This window comes from Endobacterium panacihumi, from assembly GCF_050847465.1.
In the GTDB taxonomy this organism is placed as follows: Bacteria; Pseudomonadota; Alphaproteobacteria; order Rhizobiales; family Rhizobiaceae; genus Neorhizobium; species Neorhizobium panacihumi.
The window spans coordinates 687,706-703,499 of record NZ_JBOZRA010000002.1; the positions used below are offsets into that span (position 1 = coordinate 687,706).

The window sequence follows — 15,794 nt, forward strand, 5'->3', positions numbered from 1 at the left end:
CTGTGGTTTTCGCCCCTGCCGTCTTTCGCCTTTCGCGACGGAAGACCAAAACACCGGCATGGCAAAACTGTATTTTCATTATGCGACGATGAACGCCGGCAAATCGACCATGCTACTGCAGGCGTCGTATAACTATCGCGAACGCGGCATGCGCACGGTGATTTTTATCGCAGCGCTGGACGATCGCGCCGGCAAGGGTAAGGTGGCTTCGCGCATCGGCCTTTCCTCAGATGCCATCCCCTTCACCGGTGCCGATGATCTTTACGCCCAGATCGAGGACATGCATGCGCAGGACCCGATCACCTGCGTCTTCATCGATGAAGCGCAGTTCCTCTCCGCCGAGCAGGTCTGGCAGCTTGCCCGCGTGTCGGACCGTATCGGCATCCCTGTCATGGCTTACGGCCTGCGCACCGATTTTCAGGGCAAGCTTTTCCCCGGCTCGCATGAACTGCTGGCGATTGCCGACGAGTTGCGCGAAGTGCGCACCATCTGCCATTGTGGTCGCAAGGCCACCATGGTGGTGCGGATCGATGGCAGCGGTGATGTGGTGCGTGAGGGTGCACAGGTCGAAGTCGGCGGCAATGACAAATACGTCTCGCTCTGCCGGCGCCATTGGGAAGACAAGATACGCTGCGACTGAGATTTGCTTCAGCCGCCGGATGCCGTGGTGAACACAGCCCGTTGCGCCGCAAATGCGCGCCCATAGGCTGGCCGCGCTGTGCCGCGGACAACATAGGCGGCAAGGTTTGAAAAATCATCGAGAAGCTCTGAGCCTTCCAACCGCCGTAGTACGGTGACCATCATCAGGTCACCGGCGCTGAAGTCGCCGTCCAGCCAGTCGGCATCACCGAGCCAGGCTGAAAGCTGGCGGAGCCGCGTGCGAACGCGCTCGTCCATCATCGGCAGTCGCTGTTCATGCCAGCTTTTGTCGTGCTCCAGATAACCCGCCGTTTCACGCTCGACGATCGGTGGTTCGATCGTGCTCACCGCAGCAAATATCCATCCGATCGCACGTGCCACGCCATCGGCACACGCCGGCAAAAGGCCCGCGTGTGTCTGAGCGATATGCAGAACGATGGCACCGGTTTCGAACAGGCAAAGTCCGTCCTGTTCAAAAGTGGGGATCTGCCCGAATGGCTGGAGCGCCATATGCGCCGGCTCTTTCATCGCCTTGAACGAAACGAGCCGAACCTCGTATGGCTGCCCGACTTCCTCCAAAGCCCACCGCACACGCATGTCGCGCGCAAAACCTCGTCCTCGATCCGGCGAATTTTCGAATGCGGTGATGGTCGGTGTCATCGGGTGTTCTCGATAGAGGCGTCCGGGTCAGAAAAGGCCCCAGATCATAAAGCCCAGCAGCACTGTGATGTTGATGATATAGGCGGGCCGGAACAGGTAAAACCGCTGCCAGGGCGTCAGATTCAGGCCAAATGTCGAAATCTGCCGGTCGAGTTTCAGTTTGTCAAAACCGCTATCGACTGAAAAGTCCCAGCCATTCGCCTTATAGAAGCGGTATTCCTTCACCTGCGCAATGATCTGGTTGCGCAGGAGGAGAATGACGGCTGTGGTTGTCGCCGTGATGATCAGGAATTCGAGGATGATCATGGGGCTGTAATGCCTGGAACATTGAATGCCGGATGTAGGTGTGCTTGCTGTTATGGCAACTGCCGATGCGGTTGAGATCAGGCACCAAACAGCGCTACGCCGATAATGAAGAGGCCGGCGGCGATGGCGGGAAAGGCCCAGTATTTCATGGGAATGAAAAACAGCGTGTGGCGCGGGCGGAGGATCATTTCCTCGCCAGTCTCCTTGTCGATGACTACGCGACCGGGGCCTTCAAGCGCCTTGCCGCTGAACCAGATGGCCGGCGCAGACAAAAGCAGGGCGATGGCCGATGCCACGAGACGCTCCGCATCGGCGCCATCGCCGTACATGCCGTCGACCATGAGGTTCATGATCACCCATATGGCAAAAGCGATAGCCGGCACCAGAAAGCCCAGGCCACTCCACACGATCATGTTGTTTTCCTTTCGAAATGAATGTCCGCAATCTTGAAATTGTTGCGGTCATAGTCGCCTGATCGATGGCACTGCAACGATAATTCGGCTGCCATGGTGCGATAGGGTAAAAATCCGTCGTGAATTGTTGCAGGCGGCCCTGACATTGCCGCGCATGAGATCCATGTTTGCCGGATCGAAATCAGCCAAGTCCGGAATGCCATTGTGAAAAAACTTATCCTTGTTCTTCTGTTTTTCGTGCCCGCGCCTTTTGCTGTTGCCGATGATCTTTACGACAAATGCAGCGCCGAGGCGGTCACCAATCCGGACTTTGGCAAATGTGGTGGCGAATGGGTGGCGCGTGCGGATGCGCGCCTGAACAAGGCGTGGAAGGAGCTGAATGCAAGCTTCGGTGATCGCGAGGAAGCAAAGCAATATCTGCTGACGGAGCAGCGCCTGTGGAATACCTACAAGGAGAGCTCCTGCCTGTTTTACACTACCGACTTCGGCAGGGAAGGGCAGGTTATCCATTTCCCTGCCTGCCGTGCCGCGGTGATCGAGCAGCGGGTAAAAGATCTGGAAAGCTTTGGCTCCGATATGAACTGAGTTCGGAGTTTGTCATGACTGTCGTCCTGCCTTGCCATTCCGTGTCACCATGATTTCCACGCTCCGCATCATCTCTCTGGTCGGCCTCATCATCTTCGGCCTGTCCTTCGCGCTCACCTTCTTGTCACCGATCCATTATGAAAAAGCCGCGCGAGGTTTCCTCGAATGGAAGATCGAGGAACAGGTCCGCACGCGACTTGACGTCGTGCCGGAAAGGCCGCGTGAAGGCCGCATTGCCGGTTTCGCAAGATCGATGGCTGAGCGCCACGACACGGAGATCGCCGCACTGCGCGAACAGTTGCGAACAGGTTTGAAGGACAGGGTTTCCGCCGTTGTCGGGCGCATGCAGGATCCCACCTGCCTGTGCCGCAAGGTGATGACGAGAACCCTGAGCATCGTCACGAGGCTGCAGATTTCCTCGCTGGAACACGCAGAGCCGCAACTGCGGCGGATGATCGAGGGACGATATGGCGAAATCGTTGCCGATCTTCTGCGCGACCTGCGCATTTTTACAGGCACCAATCTTCTGGCTTTCGTGCTTTTGCTCGGCCTTTCCTTCCTGAAGCCCACTCAGATGAGGCCGCTCATCTTACCGGCCGTGTTGCTTGTCGGTGCGACCATCACTGCCAGTGCAATTTACATCTTCGGACAGAACTGGTTTTTCACGTTTCTCTACAACGACTATGTCGGTTTCGGTTACTCGGCGTGGCTCTCGATCATCTATCTGTTCCTGCTGGATATCGCGCTGTTCCAGGCGCGTATCACCTCGTTTGTGCTTGATGCGATCACGCAGGTGGTTGGTAAGGGTCTGTCGATTGTTTCTTGCTGAGGCGTTCTCTGTCTCGCTGAAAGCCCACCCGAAAATGCCCTTGCCAACCACCTGGCAAAGCGCAAGCATGCATGGTGCACGGGGCAGCCATGGCTAAAAAGGCTTGCCATTCCCCGCCCGACATGGTTTGACCCGGCCAATTCGCGGCGCGCGTGCGTCGCCTTCATTATCAGGACATCGCAAATGCCTACGGAAAACCCTCATCTTCTGATCGTCGAGGCGCGTTTTTACGACGATATGGCCGATGCGCTGCTCGATGGCGCAACGACCGCCATCACCACCGCCGGCGCCACCTTTGATGTCATCACCGTTCCCGGTGCGCTCGAAATCCCGCCGGCGATTGCCATGGCGCTCGATGCTGCCGACAATGGCGGCACCCATTACGATGGTTTTGTAGCACTCGGCATGGTCATCCGTGGCGAGACCTATCATTTCGATATCGTGGCCAACGAATCCTCGCGTGCGCTGATGGATATGGCCGTGTCGGAATCGCTTGCCATCGGCAACGGCATCATGACCGTCGAGAATGACGAACAGGCTTGGGCACGCGTGCGTCGGTCCGACAAAGACAAGGGCGGTTTTGCTGCCCGCGCCGCTCTCACCATGATCGCCCTTCGTGAAAAGCTGGCGGGCTGACATCATGACACGTGAGAACGAACATCCGGTCAAGCCGGCAAACCAGCGTGGTGCCGCACGTCTTGCCGCCGTTCAGGCGCTCTACCAGATGGATATCGGTGGCACCGGCGTGCTCGAAGTCGTCGCCGAATACGAGGCGCATCGCCTCGGTCAGGAACTCGACGGCGATACTTACCTGAAGGCCGATCCGTCGTGGTTCCGTTCCATCGTTGCCGGTGTCGTGCGCGATCAGGAAAAGATCGACCCGATGCTGCGTTCCGCGCTGCAGGAAGACTGGCCTCTGTCGCGTCTGGATTCCACGCTACGCGCCACGCTGCGCGCCGGCACGTTCGAATTGATCGAACGCAAGGACGTCCCCGTCGCCGTCATCGTAACGGAATATGTCGAGATCGCCCGCGCCTTCTTCGAGGGTGAAGAGCCCAAGATTGTCAACGCGGTTCTCGATCGTCTCGCAAAACAGATCCGGGGCGACGCAAAGAAATAAGCAGGGAAGAAGACAATGCATGCGTCTGGGGCAACCGGTCATTCACACGGCCTCGAAGGTCAGCTGAAAACCGCCAGACGCAATGTCCTCATCCTTTCCGGCGCGCAGGCCATTCTGGGCTCCGTCGCGCCGCTCACCATCTCGATCGGCTCGCTCGCCGGTTATCAGCTCCTCAGCCTCGACAAATCGCTCGCTACGCTGCCGATCACCGGTTTTAATGCCGGCACGCTTTTGGGCGCGGTGCTGATTGCGTTTCTTGCGCGGATGTTCGGCCGTCCGCAGGCTTTCATGCTTGGTGCCGTCATCGGCGCGGTCGGCGGCGCGCTTGCCACTATCGCCCTGTTCCGCGGCGATTTCTGGTTGTTCGCGGCGGCCCTGACACTGATCGGCACCTGCAGCGGCTTCACCCAGAAAATTCGTTTTGCCGCCGCTGATGCCTCGCCCTCGTTTTTCAAGGCCAAGGCGATCTCCTGGATACTTGGGGCAGGGGTTATCTCCGCCGTTATTGGCCCGCAGCTTGCCATCTGGGCCAAGGATCTTTTTGAGCCCTTCACCTTCGCCGGAACGTTTCTCGCCATCGTGCCGCTCGCTTTCCTCTCGATAGGCATCCTGTTTTTTCTTAAACTTCCAAAGCCCTCCGCCGTCGCGGCCCATGCCGAACCGGCACGCCCCCTGCGGCAGATCGTCGCCACGCCGCGCTTCCTGACCGGCATGATCTGCGGCATCGGCACCTATTCGCTGATGAGTTTCGTGATGATCGGTGCACCTTTGGCCATGGTGATCGGCTGCGGTTTTCCGACCGAAATGGCAACGCTCGGCATCCAGTGGCACGTACTCGCCATGTTCGCGCCCAGCTTTTTCACCGGCATGCTGATCACCCGTTTCGGTGCTGAAAAGCTGGTCATATCAGGCCTGTTCATCCTCATGGCCTGCGCCCTTGTTGCGCATGCGGGTATCGAACTCTGGAATTTCTGGGGCGCTCTGGTGCTTCTTGGCATCGGCTGGAACTTTGGTTTTATCGGCGCCACGGCGATTGTTGCGTCCAGCTACCGCCCGGCCGAAGCCGACAAGGTGCAGGGTTTTCACGATATCATCCTGTTCGCCTGCGTGGCGGTCTCGTCCTTCTCGTCGGGCAAGGTTTTCACCGCTTATGGCTGGTCGGTCATGAACCTCGTCATCTGGCCGGTGGCGATCCTTTGCCTGCTGCTCGTGCTCAATCTCCTGCGCCTGCAGCGCCGCCAACCGGCGGCGTGAGCCTTGCTGTCGCAGCCTCCAAAACCCTGACGATCGTCAACGACACTCTCTCGTCCCAAACCTAGCATCGAGCGTCCTTTTCCGGACGGTTGTGAGGCGGGGCTTGACGCACCAACGCGCGCACAGCAATCTCGCGGTCGCGCTGCACAGCCGTCCTTGGGAGGGGAGGGGTGCAGCGACCGGGCGTTCCGGCCCGTACCTAATGCATTTTTGGCGTTGCGTTTTTTGGAGAGGAAAAACGAATGACAGTGCTTACAGGGGTAATTATCTGCGGACTTCTGTCGATCGTCTACGCCGTCTGGGCGACACGATCGGTTCTCGCCGCGGATCAGGGCAATGCCCGCATGCAGGAAATCGCAGGCTACATTCGCGAAGGCGCTCAGGCCTATCTCACCCGCCAGTATATCACCATCGGCATCGTCGGCGCCGTCGTCACGGTCGTCGTCTGGCTGCTTCTGTCCGGCCTTGCCGCGCTGGGATTTGTCATCGGCGCGGTTCTTTCCGGTGCCGCCGGCTTTATCGGCATGCATGTTTCGGTGCGCGCCAACGTCCGCACCGCGCAGGCATCTTCGCAGAGCCTTGCCGCAGGGCTGGATATCGCCTTCAAGTCCGGCGCCATTACCGGGATGCTGGTGGCTGGTCTCGCCCTTCTGGGTGTGGCCATCTATTACGCGATCCTGACGGGCGGTCTTGGGCATGAACCCGGTTCCCGCACCGTCATCGATGCCCTCGTGTCGCTCGGTTTCGGCGCGTCGCTGATTTCCATCTTCGCCCGCCTCGGTGGTGGTATCTTTACCAAGGGTGCGGATGTCGGCGGCGATCTCGTCGGCAAGGTCGAGGCCGGCATTCCGGAAGACGATCCGCGCAACCCGGCAACCATCGCTGATAACGTCGGTGACAATGTCGGCGATTGCGCCGGCATGGCGGCCGACCTGTTCGAGACCTATGCCGTCACCGTCGTTGCCACCATGGTTCTGGCAGCGATCTTCTTCACCGGCACGCCGACGCTTGCCGCCGCCATGCTTTATCCGCTCGCCATCTGCGCGGTCTGCATCCTGACCTCCATCGTCGGCACGTTCTTCGTGCGTCTCGGCGCCAACGGCTCGATCATGGGGGCGCTCTACAAGGGCCTGATCGCAACCGGCGTGCTGTCCATTGCTGGGCTTGCCGCCGCCACCGCGTTCACGGTCGGCTGGGGCTCGATCGGTACTGTCGCGGGCAAGGAGATCACCGGCGGCAACCTGTTCATCTGCGGCATCGTCGGCCTCATCGTTACGGCGCTGATCGTGGTGATTACCGAATATTACACCGGCACCAACAAACGCCCGGTCAATTCAATTTCGCAGGCTTCCGTCACCGGTCACGGCACCAACGTCATTCAGGGTCTGGCCGTCTCGCTCGAATCGACGGCACTTCCGGCCATCGTCATCTGCGGCGGCATCATCGCCACCTACCAGTTCGGCGGCCTGTTCGGCACCGGCATTGCCGTCACCACCATGCTCGGCCTGGCCGGCATGATCGTCGCGCTCGATGCTTTTGGCCCGGTCACCGACAATGCCGGCGGTATCGCCGAAATGTCCGGCCTGCCGCCGGAAGTGCGCAAGGCCACCGATGCGCTCGATGCGGTCGGCAACACCACCAAGGCCGTCACCAAGGGGTATGCCATCGGCTCTGCAGGCCTTGGCGCGCTCGTGCTGTTTGCGGCCTATTCCAACGACCTTGAGTATTTTGCCGCCAATGCCGCGCAATATCCGTATTTCGAAGGCGTCGGCGCCATTTCCTTCAGCCTGTCCAACCCTTATGTCGTCGCCGGTCTGATTTTCGGCGGTCTCATCCCCTATTTGTTCGGCGGCATCGCCATGACGGCGGTGGGCAAGGCGGCAAGCTCGATCGTCGAGGAAGTGCGTCGTCAGTTCCGCGAAAAGCCGGGCATCATGCAGGGCACCGAGCGTCCGGACTACGGCCGTGCCGTCGACATGCTGACGCGTGCCGCAATCAAGGAAATGATCCTGCCGTCGCTGCTTCCGGTTCTGGCGCCCATCATCGTTTATTTCGGTGTGCTGCTCATCTCCGGCTCCAAGGCATCGGCCTTTGCGGCCCTTGGCGCATCACTGCTTGGCGTCATCGTCAACGGCCTGTTCGTGGCGATCTCCATGACCTCGGGTGGCGGTGCATGGGACAATGCCAAAAAGAGCTTCGAAGATGGCTTTGTCGACAAGGATGGTCAGCGCCACCTGAAGGGTTCCGATGCCCACAAGGCTTCGGTGACGGGTGATACGGTCGGTGATCCCTACAAGGATACGGCAGGTCCTGCGGTGAACCCGGCGATCAAGATCACCAATATCGTCGCCCTGCTGCTGCTGGCGATCCTCGCCCACTGAGCAGCAAATCGATGCCAACAAAAAGCCCGCGAGACCAATCGGTTTCGCGGGCTTCCGTTTGGATAATCAGGTGCCTTACGGCTGCGCCTGCTGGAACATGTTGCGCGCTGCGGCAGCCGCTGCACCCGGGCCGGAACCGCCAGACAGCAGCTGCTGCAGGAAGGTGAGGTCCTTGCCGCCGGTCGGCGTGGTGCGCGAAATCGTATCGAATACCTTGCCGTCCTGCAGGGTATAGCTGGCGCGACGATCGACAACGCCGTCCTTGTTGAAATAGACGGCAACAACGGTCTGATCAACGACGCGCGGCTTCATGAAAGCGGCGCTACGTCGACGAACCTGCGAGATGTAATAGAACACTTCGTTGTCGAAGGTCGCGGTGGTCGAAGGCGTTCCCATGCTGAGCATGACCTGCTCGCGGCTGGAGCCGACCGGGATCAAATCCAGCGCCTGCTTGTCAACGACATAACCGCTGTAGATCGTGTCGCCGATACCTGTGGTGCAACCGGAAAGGCCAAGCGTTGCGATAACCAGCGCGATTGCGGTCTTGTTCATCAGTTTCATGTCAGGCCCATAAACGCGCTTCGTCACACCAGTCCTCATGTCTTCCACCTCGCCGCAAACCGGCAACCCTCTGCACACAGCATTGTGGCTATTCCGCGAACATCGGTGCAAACCTTCTGATCCGCGGCCACTCGGGCGTCGCTTTGCCGCGTTCCGCTGAACGGCGTTGCAATTCGTGCCTGCTTCGGTAAACCAGCTTTCGTTTGCATGCAACACGGCCGCCATGATGACGGGCGCTTTTGCTGGCGATGTTTGACGGGATTTCTCATGTTTTTCGGTCTGTTCGGCAAAAAGAACCAGAACCGCGCAATTGTCGACCGGCAATATGCGACGCTGACGGCTATGGCCCGCGAGCCGTATTTTTATACGGATCTCGGCGTGCCGGACACGGTCATGGGCCGTTTTGAAATGCTGTCCATCGTGATGATCCTGTTCTTTCGGCGCACCCGAACGTCGCCACGCAGCGGTCAGGAAATTGCACAGGAAATTGTCGATGCCTTCTTTCAGGACATCGATCATTCCATCCGCGAGCTCGGTATCGGCGACCAGGGCGTGCCCAAGCGCATGAAAAAACTGGCCGGCATGTTTTATGGCCGGCTGGAAACCTATGCCGCCGCCCTGGATGCAAAAGACGAGGTGGCATTGGCGGAAGCGCTGAGACGGAATATATACCCGGAAACGCAAGAGAGCGCACCGGCCCTTGGCGGGCTGGCGAGCTGGATGGTGCAAACGGACGCCGATCTTGCGGCTATGGACGAAGACAATATTTCCCGAGGGGCTGCGCAACTGCGCAGACCGGGAAGCGAGGCATGATGCAGAACCATATTGACGACGAAAAGCCGCCGTTTTCTTACGGCGTTAAAGTTGGCCACGTCTCGACCAATGCCGTATCGGTGCATGTCGAGGCGGATGCGCGCGAACTGGCTGAACTTGCAACGGCCTGGAAGGTCGAAGCGGTCGAAAGCCTTTCCGCCGACTTGCAGATCAACCGCTGGAAGCGTGATGGCATTCGCGTCAAGGGGACGGTTTCGGCCACGCTGACGCAGGCCTGCGTCGTGACACTCGAGCCGATCGAAACAAAAATCAACGAAGAGTTCGAGCAGATCTTTGTGCCGGAAGGCTCGAAGCTCGCCCGCGTTGCCACCGGCACGACGGCGGAGATGGTTCTTGATCCCGATGGTCCGGATCTGCCGGAAACATTTGCCGGCGATACGCTTGATGTCGGCCCCATTATCAGCGAGTTCGTGGCGCTCGCCATCGACCCATATCCGCGTAAGCCGGGTGCGGAATTTGCCGATCATATCGAGCTGGACGACGAACAGGCAGCAAAGCGTCCGTCGCCCTTTGCAGCGCTGAAAGACTGGAAAAGCGGGCAGTAGCGTTTCGCTTTCGTCATAATTGAGTTGTATGCGGTCCGAAAAACATTATTTTGGCCGCGATTTCGCCTGAAGGCGAAACAGAAGGAAAAGAACCAGCGTGATCAGAATCTCTATCGATGCCATGGGTGGTGATGCCGGCCCTGCGGTCGTCATACCGGGCGCCGCCAAGGCGCTTGAGCGTCATCCCGATGCGACGTTTCTGATCTTCGGCCAGAAGGATGTCTGCGAGCCTCTGCTCGCCCAGCATCCGAAACTGCGTGAGAAGTCGACCTTCCATCACTGTGATGTCGCCGTCGGCATGGACGAAAAGCCGTCCGCTGCGCTGCGCCGCGGACGCAACGTCTCCAGCATGTGGCGCGCCATCGATGCCGTGAAGCAGGGCGAGGCCGATGTTGCCGTTTCCGCAGGCAATACCGGCGCACTGATGGCCATGGCAAAACTCTGCCTGCGCATGCTCGATGGTGTCGACCGGCCGGCCATCGCCGGCATCTGGCCCACATTGCGCGGCGAAAGCATCGTCCTCGATATCGGCGCCACCATTGGTGCCGATGCCCAGCAGCTTCTCGATTTCTCCGTCATGGGCGGCGCCATGGCGCGCGCGCTCTTCGAGATCGAACGCCCGACCGTTGGCCTGCTCAATGTCGGTGTCGAGGAAGTAAAAGGTCAGGAAGAGGTCAAGGAAGCCGGGCGCCTGATTCGCGAAGCGAATTTTTCCACCATCGATTATCGCGGTTTCGTTGAAGGCAACGATATCGGCAAGGGTACGGTCGACGTTGTCGTCACCGAAGGCTTTACCGGCAATATCGCGCTGAAGACCGCCGAGGGCACCGCCCGCCAGATCGCCGAACTTCTGCGCGCCGCCATGTCGCGCACGCTGCTTGCCAAGATCGGTTATCTGTTCGCCAAGGGCGCCTTCGATCGCCTGCGGGAAAAAATGGACCCGCGCAAGGTCAATGGCGGCGTCTTTCTCGGCCTGAACGGCATCGTCATCAAAAGCCATGGTGGCACGGATGCGGAAGGTTATGCCGCCGCAATCGACGTCGGTTACGACATGGTTCGCAATGCGTTGAACGAAAAGATCGCGCATGACTTGAAAACATATCACGCCAATCATCAGCCCGATCAGGGCCCTGAAGAAGCGGCGTGAGGACAGGACAAACAGCATGATCCGTTCAGTAGTACGCGGTTTCGGGGCAGCGCTTCCGAAACGGGTTGTCACGAATGCCGAAATGGAAGGCATGGTCGAGACGTCGGACGAGTGGATCGTCCAGCGCACCGGCATCAAGCAGCGCTATATCGCCGGCGAAGGCGAAACCACGGCTTCGCTCGGTGAAGCCGCAGCCCGCGCCGCTCTCGAGCGCGCCGGCCTGACGGCGGACGACATCGATCTCGTCATCGTCGCCACCTCGACGCCGGACAACACGTTTCCGGCCACGGCCGTCAACATCCAGCATCGTCTCGGCATGACCAAGGGTTATGCATTCGACGTGCAGGCGGTCTGTACGGGCTTCGTTTACGCCATGGCGACGGCCGATGCGCACTTACGCGCCGGTCTTGCCAAGCGGGCGCTGGTTATCGGCGCCGAAACCTTTTCGCGCATTCTCGACTGGAGCGACCGTACCACCTGCGTTCTGTTCGGTGACGGCGCCGGTGCGCTGGTTCTGGAAGCGCAGGAAGGTGAAGGTGCCATTTCCGATCGCGGTGTTCTAACCGCGCATCTCCGCTCGGACGGTTCGCACAAGGACAAGCTTTACGTCGATGGCGGCGTGTCCTCGACCGGCACTGTCGGCCACCTGCGCATGGAAGGCCGCGAAGTCTTCAAATATGCGGTCGGCATGATCACTGACGTCATCGAGGCCGCATTCGAAGCCACCGGCACGACGGCGGAAACGCTGGACTGGCTGGTTCCGCATCAGGCTAACCGTCGCATCATTGATGGTTCGGCCAAAAAACTCGGCATTCCGGGTGAAAAGGTCGTGGTCACGGTCGACATGCACGGCAACACGTCTGCGGCCTCGATTCCGCTGGCACTGTCCGTTGCGGCTGGCGATGGCCGTATCAAGCAGGGCGATCTCGTCATGCTGGAAGCCATGGGCGGCGGCTTTACCTGGGGCGCGCTTCTCGTCCGCTGGTAATCTGAAAACACTGCACCATATCCGGTAACGGAAACGGGAAGTTTTAAAGCCAAGCGGCGGATAAGCGAATGGAAGCAGACGCTTGACCGCCGCCGCCAAGAAACATAAGCTCCCTTCTGCTTTGATAACAATAATTTCTGATGGGCGGGGGTCATGGCCGGTAAGACAGTGACGCGAGCAGATTTGGCGGAGTCGGTTTTTCGCAAGGTTGGGCTCTCTCGGACGGAATCCGCTGAACTTGTTGAAACCGTCATCGACGAAATCTGCAATGCGATCGTGCGCGGGGAGATGGTAAAGCTCTCGTCTTTCGCCACGTTCCAGGTCCGCGCCAAGAACGAGCGTATCGGCCGTAACCCGAAGACGGGTGAGGAAGTGCCGATCTCGCCACGCCGGGTGATGACCTTTAAGGCTTCGAATGTGCTCAAGCAGCGTATCCTCAAGGCTCACACCCAGCGCAAGAACAAGCAGAAGCCTGCCAATCCGGCAGCCTGACAGCGACCCGTCTTCCGCATCTCCTGTGGCAAACGTGAACAGGCGCTTGAAACCAGACGCCTGAACCGTTGATATAGCGCAATGTGAATCTGTCGTAGTGCTCGACTTGCCTGCGACGCTGCCGGAGACGAGATTTTGGACAAGAGCCCCGATGCATTTCGCACAATCAGCGAAGTCGCGGACGATCTCGACCTGCCGCAGCACGTGCTGCGTTTCTGGGAAACACGCTTTCCGCAGATCAAGCCGATGAAGCGCGGCGGTGGACGCCGTTATTATCGTCCGGACGATATCGATCTGCTCAAGGGTATCCGTCACCTGCTCTATGATCACGGCTATACGATCAAGGGTGTCCAGAAACTTCTGAAGACCAACGGCAACAAGTTTGTGGCCGCCATCGCATCCGGCGATCTGGCCACGATGGAAGCCATCATGGCGGCCAATAGCGAAAAGCCGTCTGCCGAGCCACGTGTCGCCAATCCGGACGAGGACCAGATCGTCGGTCGCCCGAAAGCCAAGCCAAGCGGTCGTTTCTTTGGTTTCGGCGGGGGAGGGGACGACACGCCGGAAATCTCTGTCGGAAAGAGTTCCGTTGGCAAGGAAGACCGCGCACTTTTGCAGGAGGCGCTGTTCGACCTGCTCGAGTGCAAACGCCTGCTCGATCAGGTTCGCTAACCCTCTCTGCGCTCAAATCCCAGTAAAAATACTGGTTTTTCGGGATCACATATGGTTCCCTTTAACGTGAACACGTTTTTTTGTTCGTTCACCGCTGGTTCATCGAAAAAACGCGACCATATCCTCATCATATAGCTAAGGTGAGGAAGATGAAAATGAAGAAGCTCGCGATCATCGCCCTGTCTGTTGCAACGGCATTTATGGGCGTTGCGCCTGCGCAGGCGTTTCCGTCTGTCGCATCCGCTCCGAAAATTCAACAAACGACCGACGTTCAGACCGTTCAATATTGGGAAGGACGCCGTCACCACTGGCGCGGCAATCGCGGTTGGGACCGTGGCCGTCATTGGGACCGGGGTCGCTACTATGGTGACCGCCGCTATTATCGTCGGCATCATCGCAACAATGCCGGCGCAGTGATCGGCGGTCTGGCACTGGGTGCTATCGTCGGTGGTGCCATTGCCAATTCGCAGCCGCGTTATGCGCCGGCGCCTCGTTATTATCGGGGAGCAAGCTCGCATACGCAGTGGTGCGCCAATCGTTATCGTTCTTACCGCGCTTACGACAATACGTTCCAGCCATATAATGGCCCGCGCCAGCAGTGCTATTCGCCTTATTGAGACACATCGGCTTTCAATTGAAGCGGCCCGCGATAGCGGGCCGTTTTGTTTGCGGCAGGACTAGCCGGCTCACGGCGGCCCATTTGTTGAACGCACTCGTCGCGATCGGTCCATAAACCCACAGCAGTCACATATGTACGCTACCGTACAATAGGGAACCGGCTGCCACTTTGTTTGTTCACTTTTCAGGCGGGTAAAAAAACGACGAAAAGGAACACCCAATGATCAAGATCCTAACCGTAGCCGCACTTTCACTGGGCCTCGCGACATCTGCAATGGCACAGGGTGCCAGCGGTGGTAGCGGTGGCGATGGCAGCAACGGAAGCAGCGCAAACTCCGATAGCGGCAGCGGTAACAATGGCGGCGCTGCCGGCGGCGGTGCGGCCAGCTCAAGCGATGGTAAAACAAGTGGTAGTTCCCAGTCGAACTGCGGCGCGCCGGGCGGCACTCAGGGCGCAGCCCAGTCCGAGCAGAACAACAACGGCAGCACGAATCCAGGTGCAGGAACAGCAGGCACGTCTTGCTGATAGGGATCTGTCATAGCGATGAAAAGGCGGGGAGGAAACTTCCCGCTTTTTTTCATGAAGGGCATATGTCTGAGATCAAAGACGCAGTATCGGCCCCAAATAGGTCTTGAGCGATCCGCTTGTCTTCGGTGGAAGACCATCTGGGGGATGGTCTTGGATAGAGAAGAAATGGTCGGAATGGCGGGATTCGAACCCACGACCCCTTGACCCCCAGTCAAGTGCGCTACCGGGCTGCGCTACATTCCGGCCTGCCTCTTCGAAGCAGAACCTCCATAGATGCTCGGCACGGCACGCGCAAGAGCAAATGTCGGAATTGCAAAAGAGTTCAACGGTAAAGTGGCGCGCGGCTTGCATTCATGAGCAATTCCTGCTCGGAAGCAAACGGCCCGAGCAGGCTCACGAGGCGGTTTTCTTCCTCGTCGTCGAGTCGATAGCGCTTGGCGAACTCGCTGACATTCCAGACCTTGCGGACCGCACTGCTTTCGATGGATTTCTTGGAAAGATGCGTGCTCATGGTTTTCCAATCTTCATCCTGATGCGCGTTGTGAAAGATAATCTGGGCCGCGCCATCTCTTTGGGGCAATGGTCCGCCATTGTGATGTGACGGTGAGGAACTTGCTGGCTGTCAGATCAATTCTCTTCGACCTTCACGCCATCCTGGCCGATGCTGAGCTCGACGCCCTTTGGTTTGCTCTGTTCGTTGATGACATATGCACCAAGACCGACTACGACCACGACGAGTGCTCCGATGATGAGGTAGAGGCCGTTATTGCGGTTCATTCAATTGCTCCTTTGACCGCGGCGCAAGATGTCGGGGCATGTGATTTGATTGCCCGCGACAACGACGATCGTCTCGAAATGTTCCAGCACGAAATGAAAAATTGCCTTCGGAACGTGTCAATCATCGTTGGTCGCGTTCAGCCGTTCCGGGCGCAGGCCCTCGTCCGGCGGGCCGCTGCGCAGACGGATGCCCGGGCCGACGGACACATCATCCTGTCCGGCGGCCAGGAACACGATGCCGCGGCTTTCGAGTGCCGATTGTAGCCGACTGGAAAGCAGGGCATCGGCGACCGTCTCGCCCTTTTCGGCTTCGCCGATCTCGCTGGAGGAAAGGCCGGTGAGAGTGGCAAGTTCTTCCACCGACAAACCGATCATGGCGCGCGCAGCGCGGAGTTGTGAAACTGTCAACATCATTGAAAATCTGGAGGCCATTGATGCGAAGTC

The 15,794-nt window shown here is 58.9% G+C and carries 22 protein-coding genes and 1 tRNA gene; 15 read left to right on the forward strand and 8 right to left on the reverse strand.

Features of this window, described 5'->3' with window-relative positions; all coding sequences use genetic code 11:
- The first annotated feature begins 58 nt into the window (after positions 1-58).
- Complete coding sequence (locus ACRQ1B_RS15085) at positions 59-640, forward strand: thymidine kinase (protein ID WP_432294531.1); 582 nt, start codon at positions 59-61, stop codon at positions 638-640.
- Between the two features lie 8 nt (positions 641-648).
- Here the strand turns inward: ACRQ1B_RS15085 and ACRQ1B_RS15090 are convergent, their stop codons facing one another.
- The 3 genes from ACRQ1B_RS15090 to ACRQ1B_RS15100 form a co-directional block, all read right to left on the reverse strand.
- Positions 649-1,299, reverse strand: a complete 651-nt coding sequence (locus ACRQ1B_RS15090) for a glutathione S-transferase family protein (protein WP_432294532.1) — start codon at positions 1,297-1,299, stop codon at positions 649-651.
- A gap of 27 nt (positions 1,300-1,326) precedes the next feature.
- On the reverse strand, positions 1,327-1,605 hold the full coding sequence (locus ACRQ1B_RS15095; protein ID WP_432294533.1) for a hypothetical protein: 279 nt from the start codon (positions 1,603-1,605) through the stop codon (positions 1,327-1,329).
- Positions 1,606-1,682: 77 nt separating this feature from the next.
- Positions 1,683-2,018 carry a hypothetical protein gene (locus ACRQ1B_RS15100; RefSeq protein WP_432294534.1) on the reverse strand — a complete coding sequence of 112 codons (336 nt, stop codon included), beginning with the start codon at positions 2,016-2,018 and terminating at the stop codon, positions 1,683-1,685.
- Between the two features lie 204 nt (positions 2,019-2,222).
- Here ACRQ1B_RS15100 and ACRQ1B_RS15105 point away from each other — a divergent pair, with 204 nt between their 5' ends.
- The 6 genes from ACRQ1B_RS15105 (at position 2,223) to ACRQ1B_RS15130 (ending at position 8,187) form a co-directional block, all read left to right on the forward strand.
- Positions 2,223-2,603: a lysozyme inhibitor LprI family protein gene (locus tag ACRQ1B_RS15105; protein ID WP_432294535.1), complete on the forward strand. Its 381-nt coding sequence runs from the start codon at positions 2,223-2,225 to the stop codon at positions 2,601-2,603.
- Between the two features lie 49 nt (positions 2,604-2,652).
- The gene (locus tag ACRQ1B_RS15110; RefSeq protein WP_432294537.1) at positions 2,653-3,432 is read left to right on the forward strand and encodes a hypothetical protein; all 780 of its coding nucleotides are present in this window, start codon (positions 2,653-2,655) and stop codon (positions 3,430-3,432) included.
- A 183-nt stretch (positions 3,433-3,615) separates the two neighbouring features.
- Complete coding sequence (gene ribH / locus ACRQ1B_RS15115; protein WP_432294538.1) at positions 3,616-4,068, forward strand: 6,7-dimethyl-8-ribityllumazine synthase; 453 nt, start codon at positions 3,616-3,618, stop codon at positions 4,066-4,068.
- 4 nt (positions 4,069-4,072) lie between these two features.
- Positions 4,073-4,552 (forward strand): transcription antitermination factor NusB, encoded by a 480-nt coding sequence (gene nusB, locus ACRQ1B_RS15120; protein WP_432294539.1) that lies wholly within the window; start codon positions 4,073-4,075, stop codon positions 4,550-4,552.
- Positions 4,553-4,567: 15 nt separating this feature from the next.
- Positions 4,568-5,806, forward strand: coding sequence for an MFS transporter (locus ACRQ1B_RS15125; RefSeq protein WP_432294540.1), 1,239 nt, complete (start codon positions 4,568-4,570; stop codon positions 5,804-5,806).
- A 242-nt stretch (positions 5,807-6,048) separates the two neighbouring features.
- Positions 6,049-8,187, forward strand: a complete 2,139-nt coding sequence (locus tag ACRQ1B_RS15130; protein ID WP_432294541.1) for a sodium-translocating pyrophosphatase — start codon at positions 6,049-6,051, stop codon at positions 8,185-8,187.
- A 75-nt stretch (positions 8,188-8,262) separates the two neighbouring features.
- Here the strand turns inward: ACRQ1B_RS15130 and ACRQ1B_RS15135 are convergent, their stop codons facing one another.
- Positions 8,263-8,787, reverse strand: coding sequence for an outer membrane protein assembly factor BamE (locus tag ACRQ1B_RS15135; RefSeq protein ID WP_432294542.1), 525 nt, complete (start codon positions 8,785-8,787; stop codon positions 8,263-8,265).
- A gap of 228 nt (positions 8,788-9,015) precedes the next feature.
- On the opposite strand from ACRQ1B_RS15135, the gene ACRQ1B_RS15140 reads away from it, so the two are divergent.
- The 8 genes from ACRQ1B_RS15140 to ACRQ1B_RS15175 all read left to right on the forward strand — a co-directional run bounded on the left by ACRQ1B_RS15140 (position 9,016) and on the right by ACRQ1B_RS15175 (position 14,570).
- Positions 9,016-9,561 carry a ubiquinol-cytochrome C chaperone family protein gene (locus tag ACRQ1B_RS15140; RefSeq protein ID WP_432294543.1) on the forward strand — a complete coding sequence of 182 codons (546 nt, stop codon included), beginning with the start codon at positions 9,016-9,018 and terminating at the stop codon, positions 9,559-9,561.
- Complete coding sequence (locus tag ACRQ1B_RS15145; protein ID WP_432294622.1) at positions 9,561-10,127, forward strand: YceD family protein; 567 nt, start codon at positions 9,561-9,563, stop codon at positions 10,125-10,127. The genes ACRQ1B_RS15140 and ACRQ1B_RS15145 overlap by 1 nt, the downstream gene beginning before the upstream one ends.
- Before the next feature lie 97 nt (positions 10,128-10,224).
- Positions 10,225-11,274 (forward strand): phosphate acyltransferase PlsX, encoded by a 1,050-nt coding sequence (gene plsX / locus ACRQ1B_RS15150; protein WP_432294544.1) that lies wholly within the window; start codon positions 10,225-10,227, stop codon positions 11,272-11,274.
- 16 nt (positions 11,275-11,290) lie between these two features.
- On the forward strand, positions 11,291-12,262 hold the full coding sequence (locus tag ACRQ1B_RS15155) for a beta-ketoacyl-ACP synthase III (protein ID WP_432294545.1): 972 nt from the start codon (positions 11,291-11,293) through the stop codon (positions 12,260-12,262).
- Positions 12,263-12,415: 153 nt separating this feature from the next.
- Positions 12,416-12,754 carry an integration host factor subunit alpha gene (locus tag ACRQ1B_RS15160; protein WP_112728403.1) on the forward strand — a complete coding sequence of 113 codons (339 nt, stop codon included), beginning with the start codon at positions 12,416-12,418 and terminating at the stop codon, positions 12,752-12,754.
- Positions 12,755-12,889: 135 nt separating this feature from the next.
- Positions 12,890-13,426 carry a MerR family transcriptional regulator gene (locus ACRQ1B_RS15165; protein WP_432294546.1) on the forward strand — a complete coding sequence of 179 codons (537 nt, stop codon included), beginning with the start codon at positions 12,890-12,892 and terminating at the stop codon, positions 13,424-13,426.
- 155 nt (positions 13,427-13,581) lie between these two features.
- On the forward strand, positions 13,582-14,043 hold the full coding sequence (locus tag ACRQ1B_RS15170; RefSeq protein ID WP_432294547.1) for a BA14K family protein: 462 nt from the start codon (positions 13,582-13,584) through the stop codon (positions 14,041-14,043).
- Positions 14,044-14,264: 221 nt separating this feature from the next.
- Positions 14,265-14,570 carry a hypothetical protein gene (locus ACRQ1B_RS15175; RefSeq protein ID WP_432294548.1) on the forward strand — a complete coding sequence of 102 codons (306 nt, stop codon included), beginning with the start codon at positions 14,265-14,267 and terminating at the stop codon, positions 14,568-14,570.
- A 169-nt stretch (positions 14,571-14,739) separates the two neighbouring features.
- Here ACRQ1B_RS15175 and ACRQ1B_RS15180 read toward each other — a convergent pair.
- From ACRQ1B_RS15180 to ACRQ1B_RS15195, 4 genes are all read right to left on the reverse strand, one after another.
- Positions 14,740-14,816 (reverse strand) — tRNA-Pro (locus ACRQ1B_RS15180).
- Between the two features lie 79 nt (positions 14,817-14,895).
- A complete protein-coding gene (locus ACRQ1B_RS15185; protein ID WP_432294549.1) occupies positions 14,896-15,084 on the reverse strand; it encodes a hypothetical protein in 189 nt (62 codons plus the stop codon).
- 116 nt (positions 15,085-15,200) lie between these two features.
- Positions 15,201-15,350 (reverse strand): hypothetical protein, encoded by a 150-nt coding sequence (locus ACRQ1B_RS15190; RefSeq protein WP_432294550.1) that lies wholly within the window; start codon positions 15,348-15,350, stop codon positions 15,201-15,203.
- Positions 15,351-15,467: 117 nt separating this feature from the next.
- Entirely contained in the window at positions 15,468-15,764 is a 297-nt protein-coding gene (locus ACRQ1B_RS15195) for a helix-turn-helix domain-containing protein (protein ID WP_432294551.1), read from the reverse strand.
- Between the last annotated feature and the right edge of the window lie 30 nt (positions 15,765-15,794).

Excerpts from the sequence above, each read along its gene's own strand:
- ACRQ1B_RS15085 (WP_432294531.1), top strand. The coding sequence starts at position 59 with ATGGCAAAACTGTATTTTCATTATGCGACGATGAACGCCGGCAAATCG.
- ACRQ1B_RS15090 (WP_432294532.1), bottom strand. The coding sequence starts at position 1,299 with ATGACACCGACCATCACCGCATTCGAAAATTCGCCGGATCGAGGACGA.
- ACRQ1B_RS15095 (WP_432294533.1), bottom strand. The coding sequence starts at position 1,605 with ATGATCATCCTCGAATTCCTGATCATCACGGCGACAACCACAGCCGTC.
- ACRQ1B_RS15100 (WP_432294534.1), bottom strand. The coding sequence starts at position 2,018 with ATGATCGTGTGGAGTGGCCTGGGCTTTCTGGTGCCGGCTATCGCTTTT.
- ACRQ1B_RS15110 (WP_432294537.1), top strand. The coding sequence starts at position 2,653 with ATGATTTCCACGCTCCGCATCATCTCTCTGGTCGGCCTCATCATCTTC.
- ribH (WP_432294538.1), top strand. The coding sequence starts at position 3,616 with ATGCCTACGGAAAACCCTCATCTTCTGATCGTCGAGGCGCGTTTTTAC.
- nusB (WP_432294539.1), top strand. The coding sequence starts at position 4,073 with ATGACACGTGAGAACGAACATCCGGTCAAGCCGGCAAACCAGCGTGGT.
- ACRQ1B_RS15125 (WP_432294540.1), top strand. The coding sequence starts at position 4,568 with ATGCATGCGTCTGGGGCAACCGGTCATTCACACGGCCTCGAAGGTCAG.
- ACRQ1B_RS15130 (WP_432294541.1), top strand. The coding sequence starts at position 6,049 with ATGACAGTGCTTACAGGGGTAATTATCTGCGGACTTCTGTCGATCGTC.
- ACRQ1B_RS15135 (WP_432294542.1), bottom strand. The coding sequence starts at position 8,787 with ATGAGGACTGGTGTGACGAAGCGCGTTTATGGGCCTGACATGAAACTG.
- ACRQ1B_RS15140 (WP_432294543.1), top strand. The coding sequence starts at position 9,016 with ATGTTTTTCGGTCTGTTCGGCAAAAAGAACCAGAACCGCGCAATTGTC.
- ACRQ1B_RS15145 (WP_432294622.1), top strand. The coding sequence starts at position 9,561 with ATGCAGAACCATATTGACGACGAAAAGCCGCCGTTTTCTTACGGCGTT.
- ACRQ1B_RS15155 (WP_432294545.1), top strand. The coding sequence starts at position 11,291 with ATGATCCGTTCAGTAGTACGCGGTTTCGGGGCAGCGCTTCCGAAACGG.
- ACRQ1B_RS15160 (WP_112728403.1), top strand. The coding sequence starts at position 12,416 with ATGGCCGGTAAGACAGTGACGCGAGCAGATTTGGCGGAGTCGGTTTTT.
- ACRQ1B_RS15170 (WP_432294547.1), top strand. The coding sequence starts at position 13,582 with ATGAAGAAGCTCGCGATCATCGCCCTGTCTGTTGCAACGGCATTTATG.
- ACRQ1B_RS15175 (WP_432294548.1), top strand. The coding sequence starts at position 14,265 with ATGATCAAGATCCTAACCGTAGCCGCACTTTCACTGGGCCTCGCGACA.
- ACRQ1B_RS15185 (WP_432294549.1), bottom strand. The coding sequence starts at position 15,084 with ATGAGCACGCATCTTTCCAAGAAATCCATCGAAAGCAGTGCGGTCCGC.
- ACRQ1B_RS15190 (WP_432294550.1), bottom strand. The coding sequence starts at position 15,350 with ATGAACCGCAATAACGGCCTCTACCTCATCATCGGAGCACTCGTCGTG.
- ACRQ1B_RS15195 (WP_432294551.1), bottom strand. The coding sequence starts at position 15,764 with ATGATGTTGACAGTTTCACAACTCCGCGCTGCGCGCGCCATGATCGGT.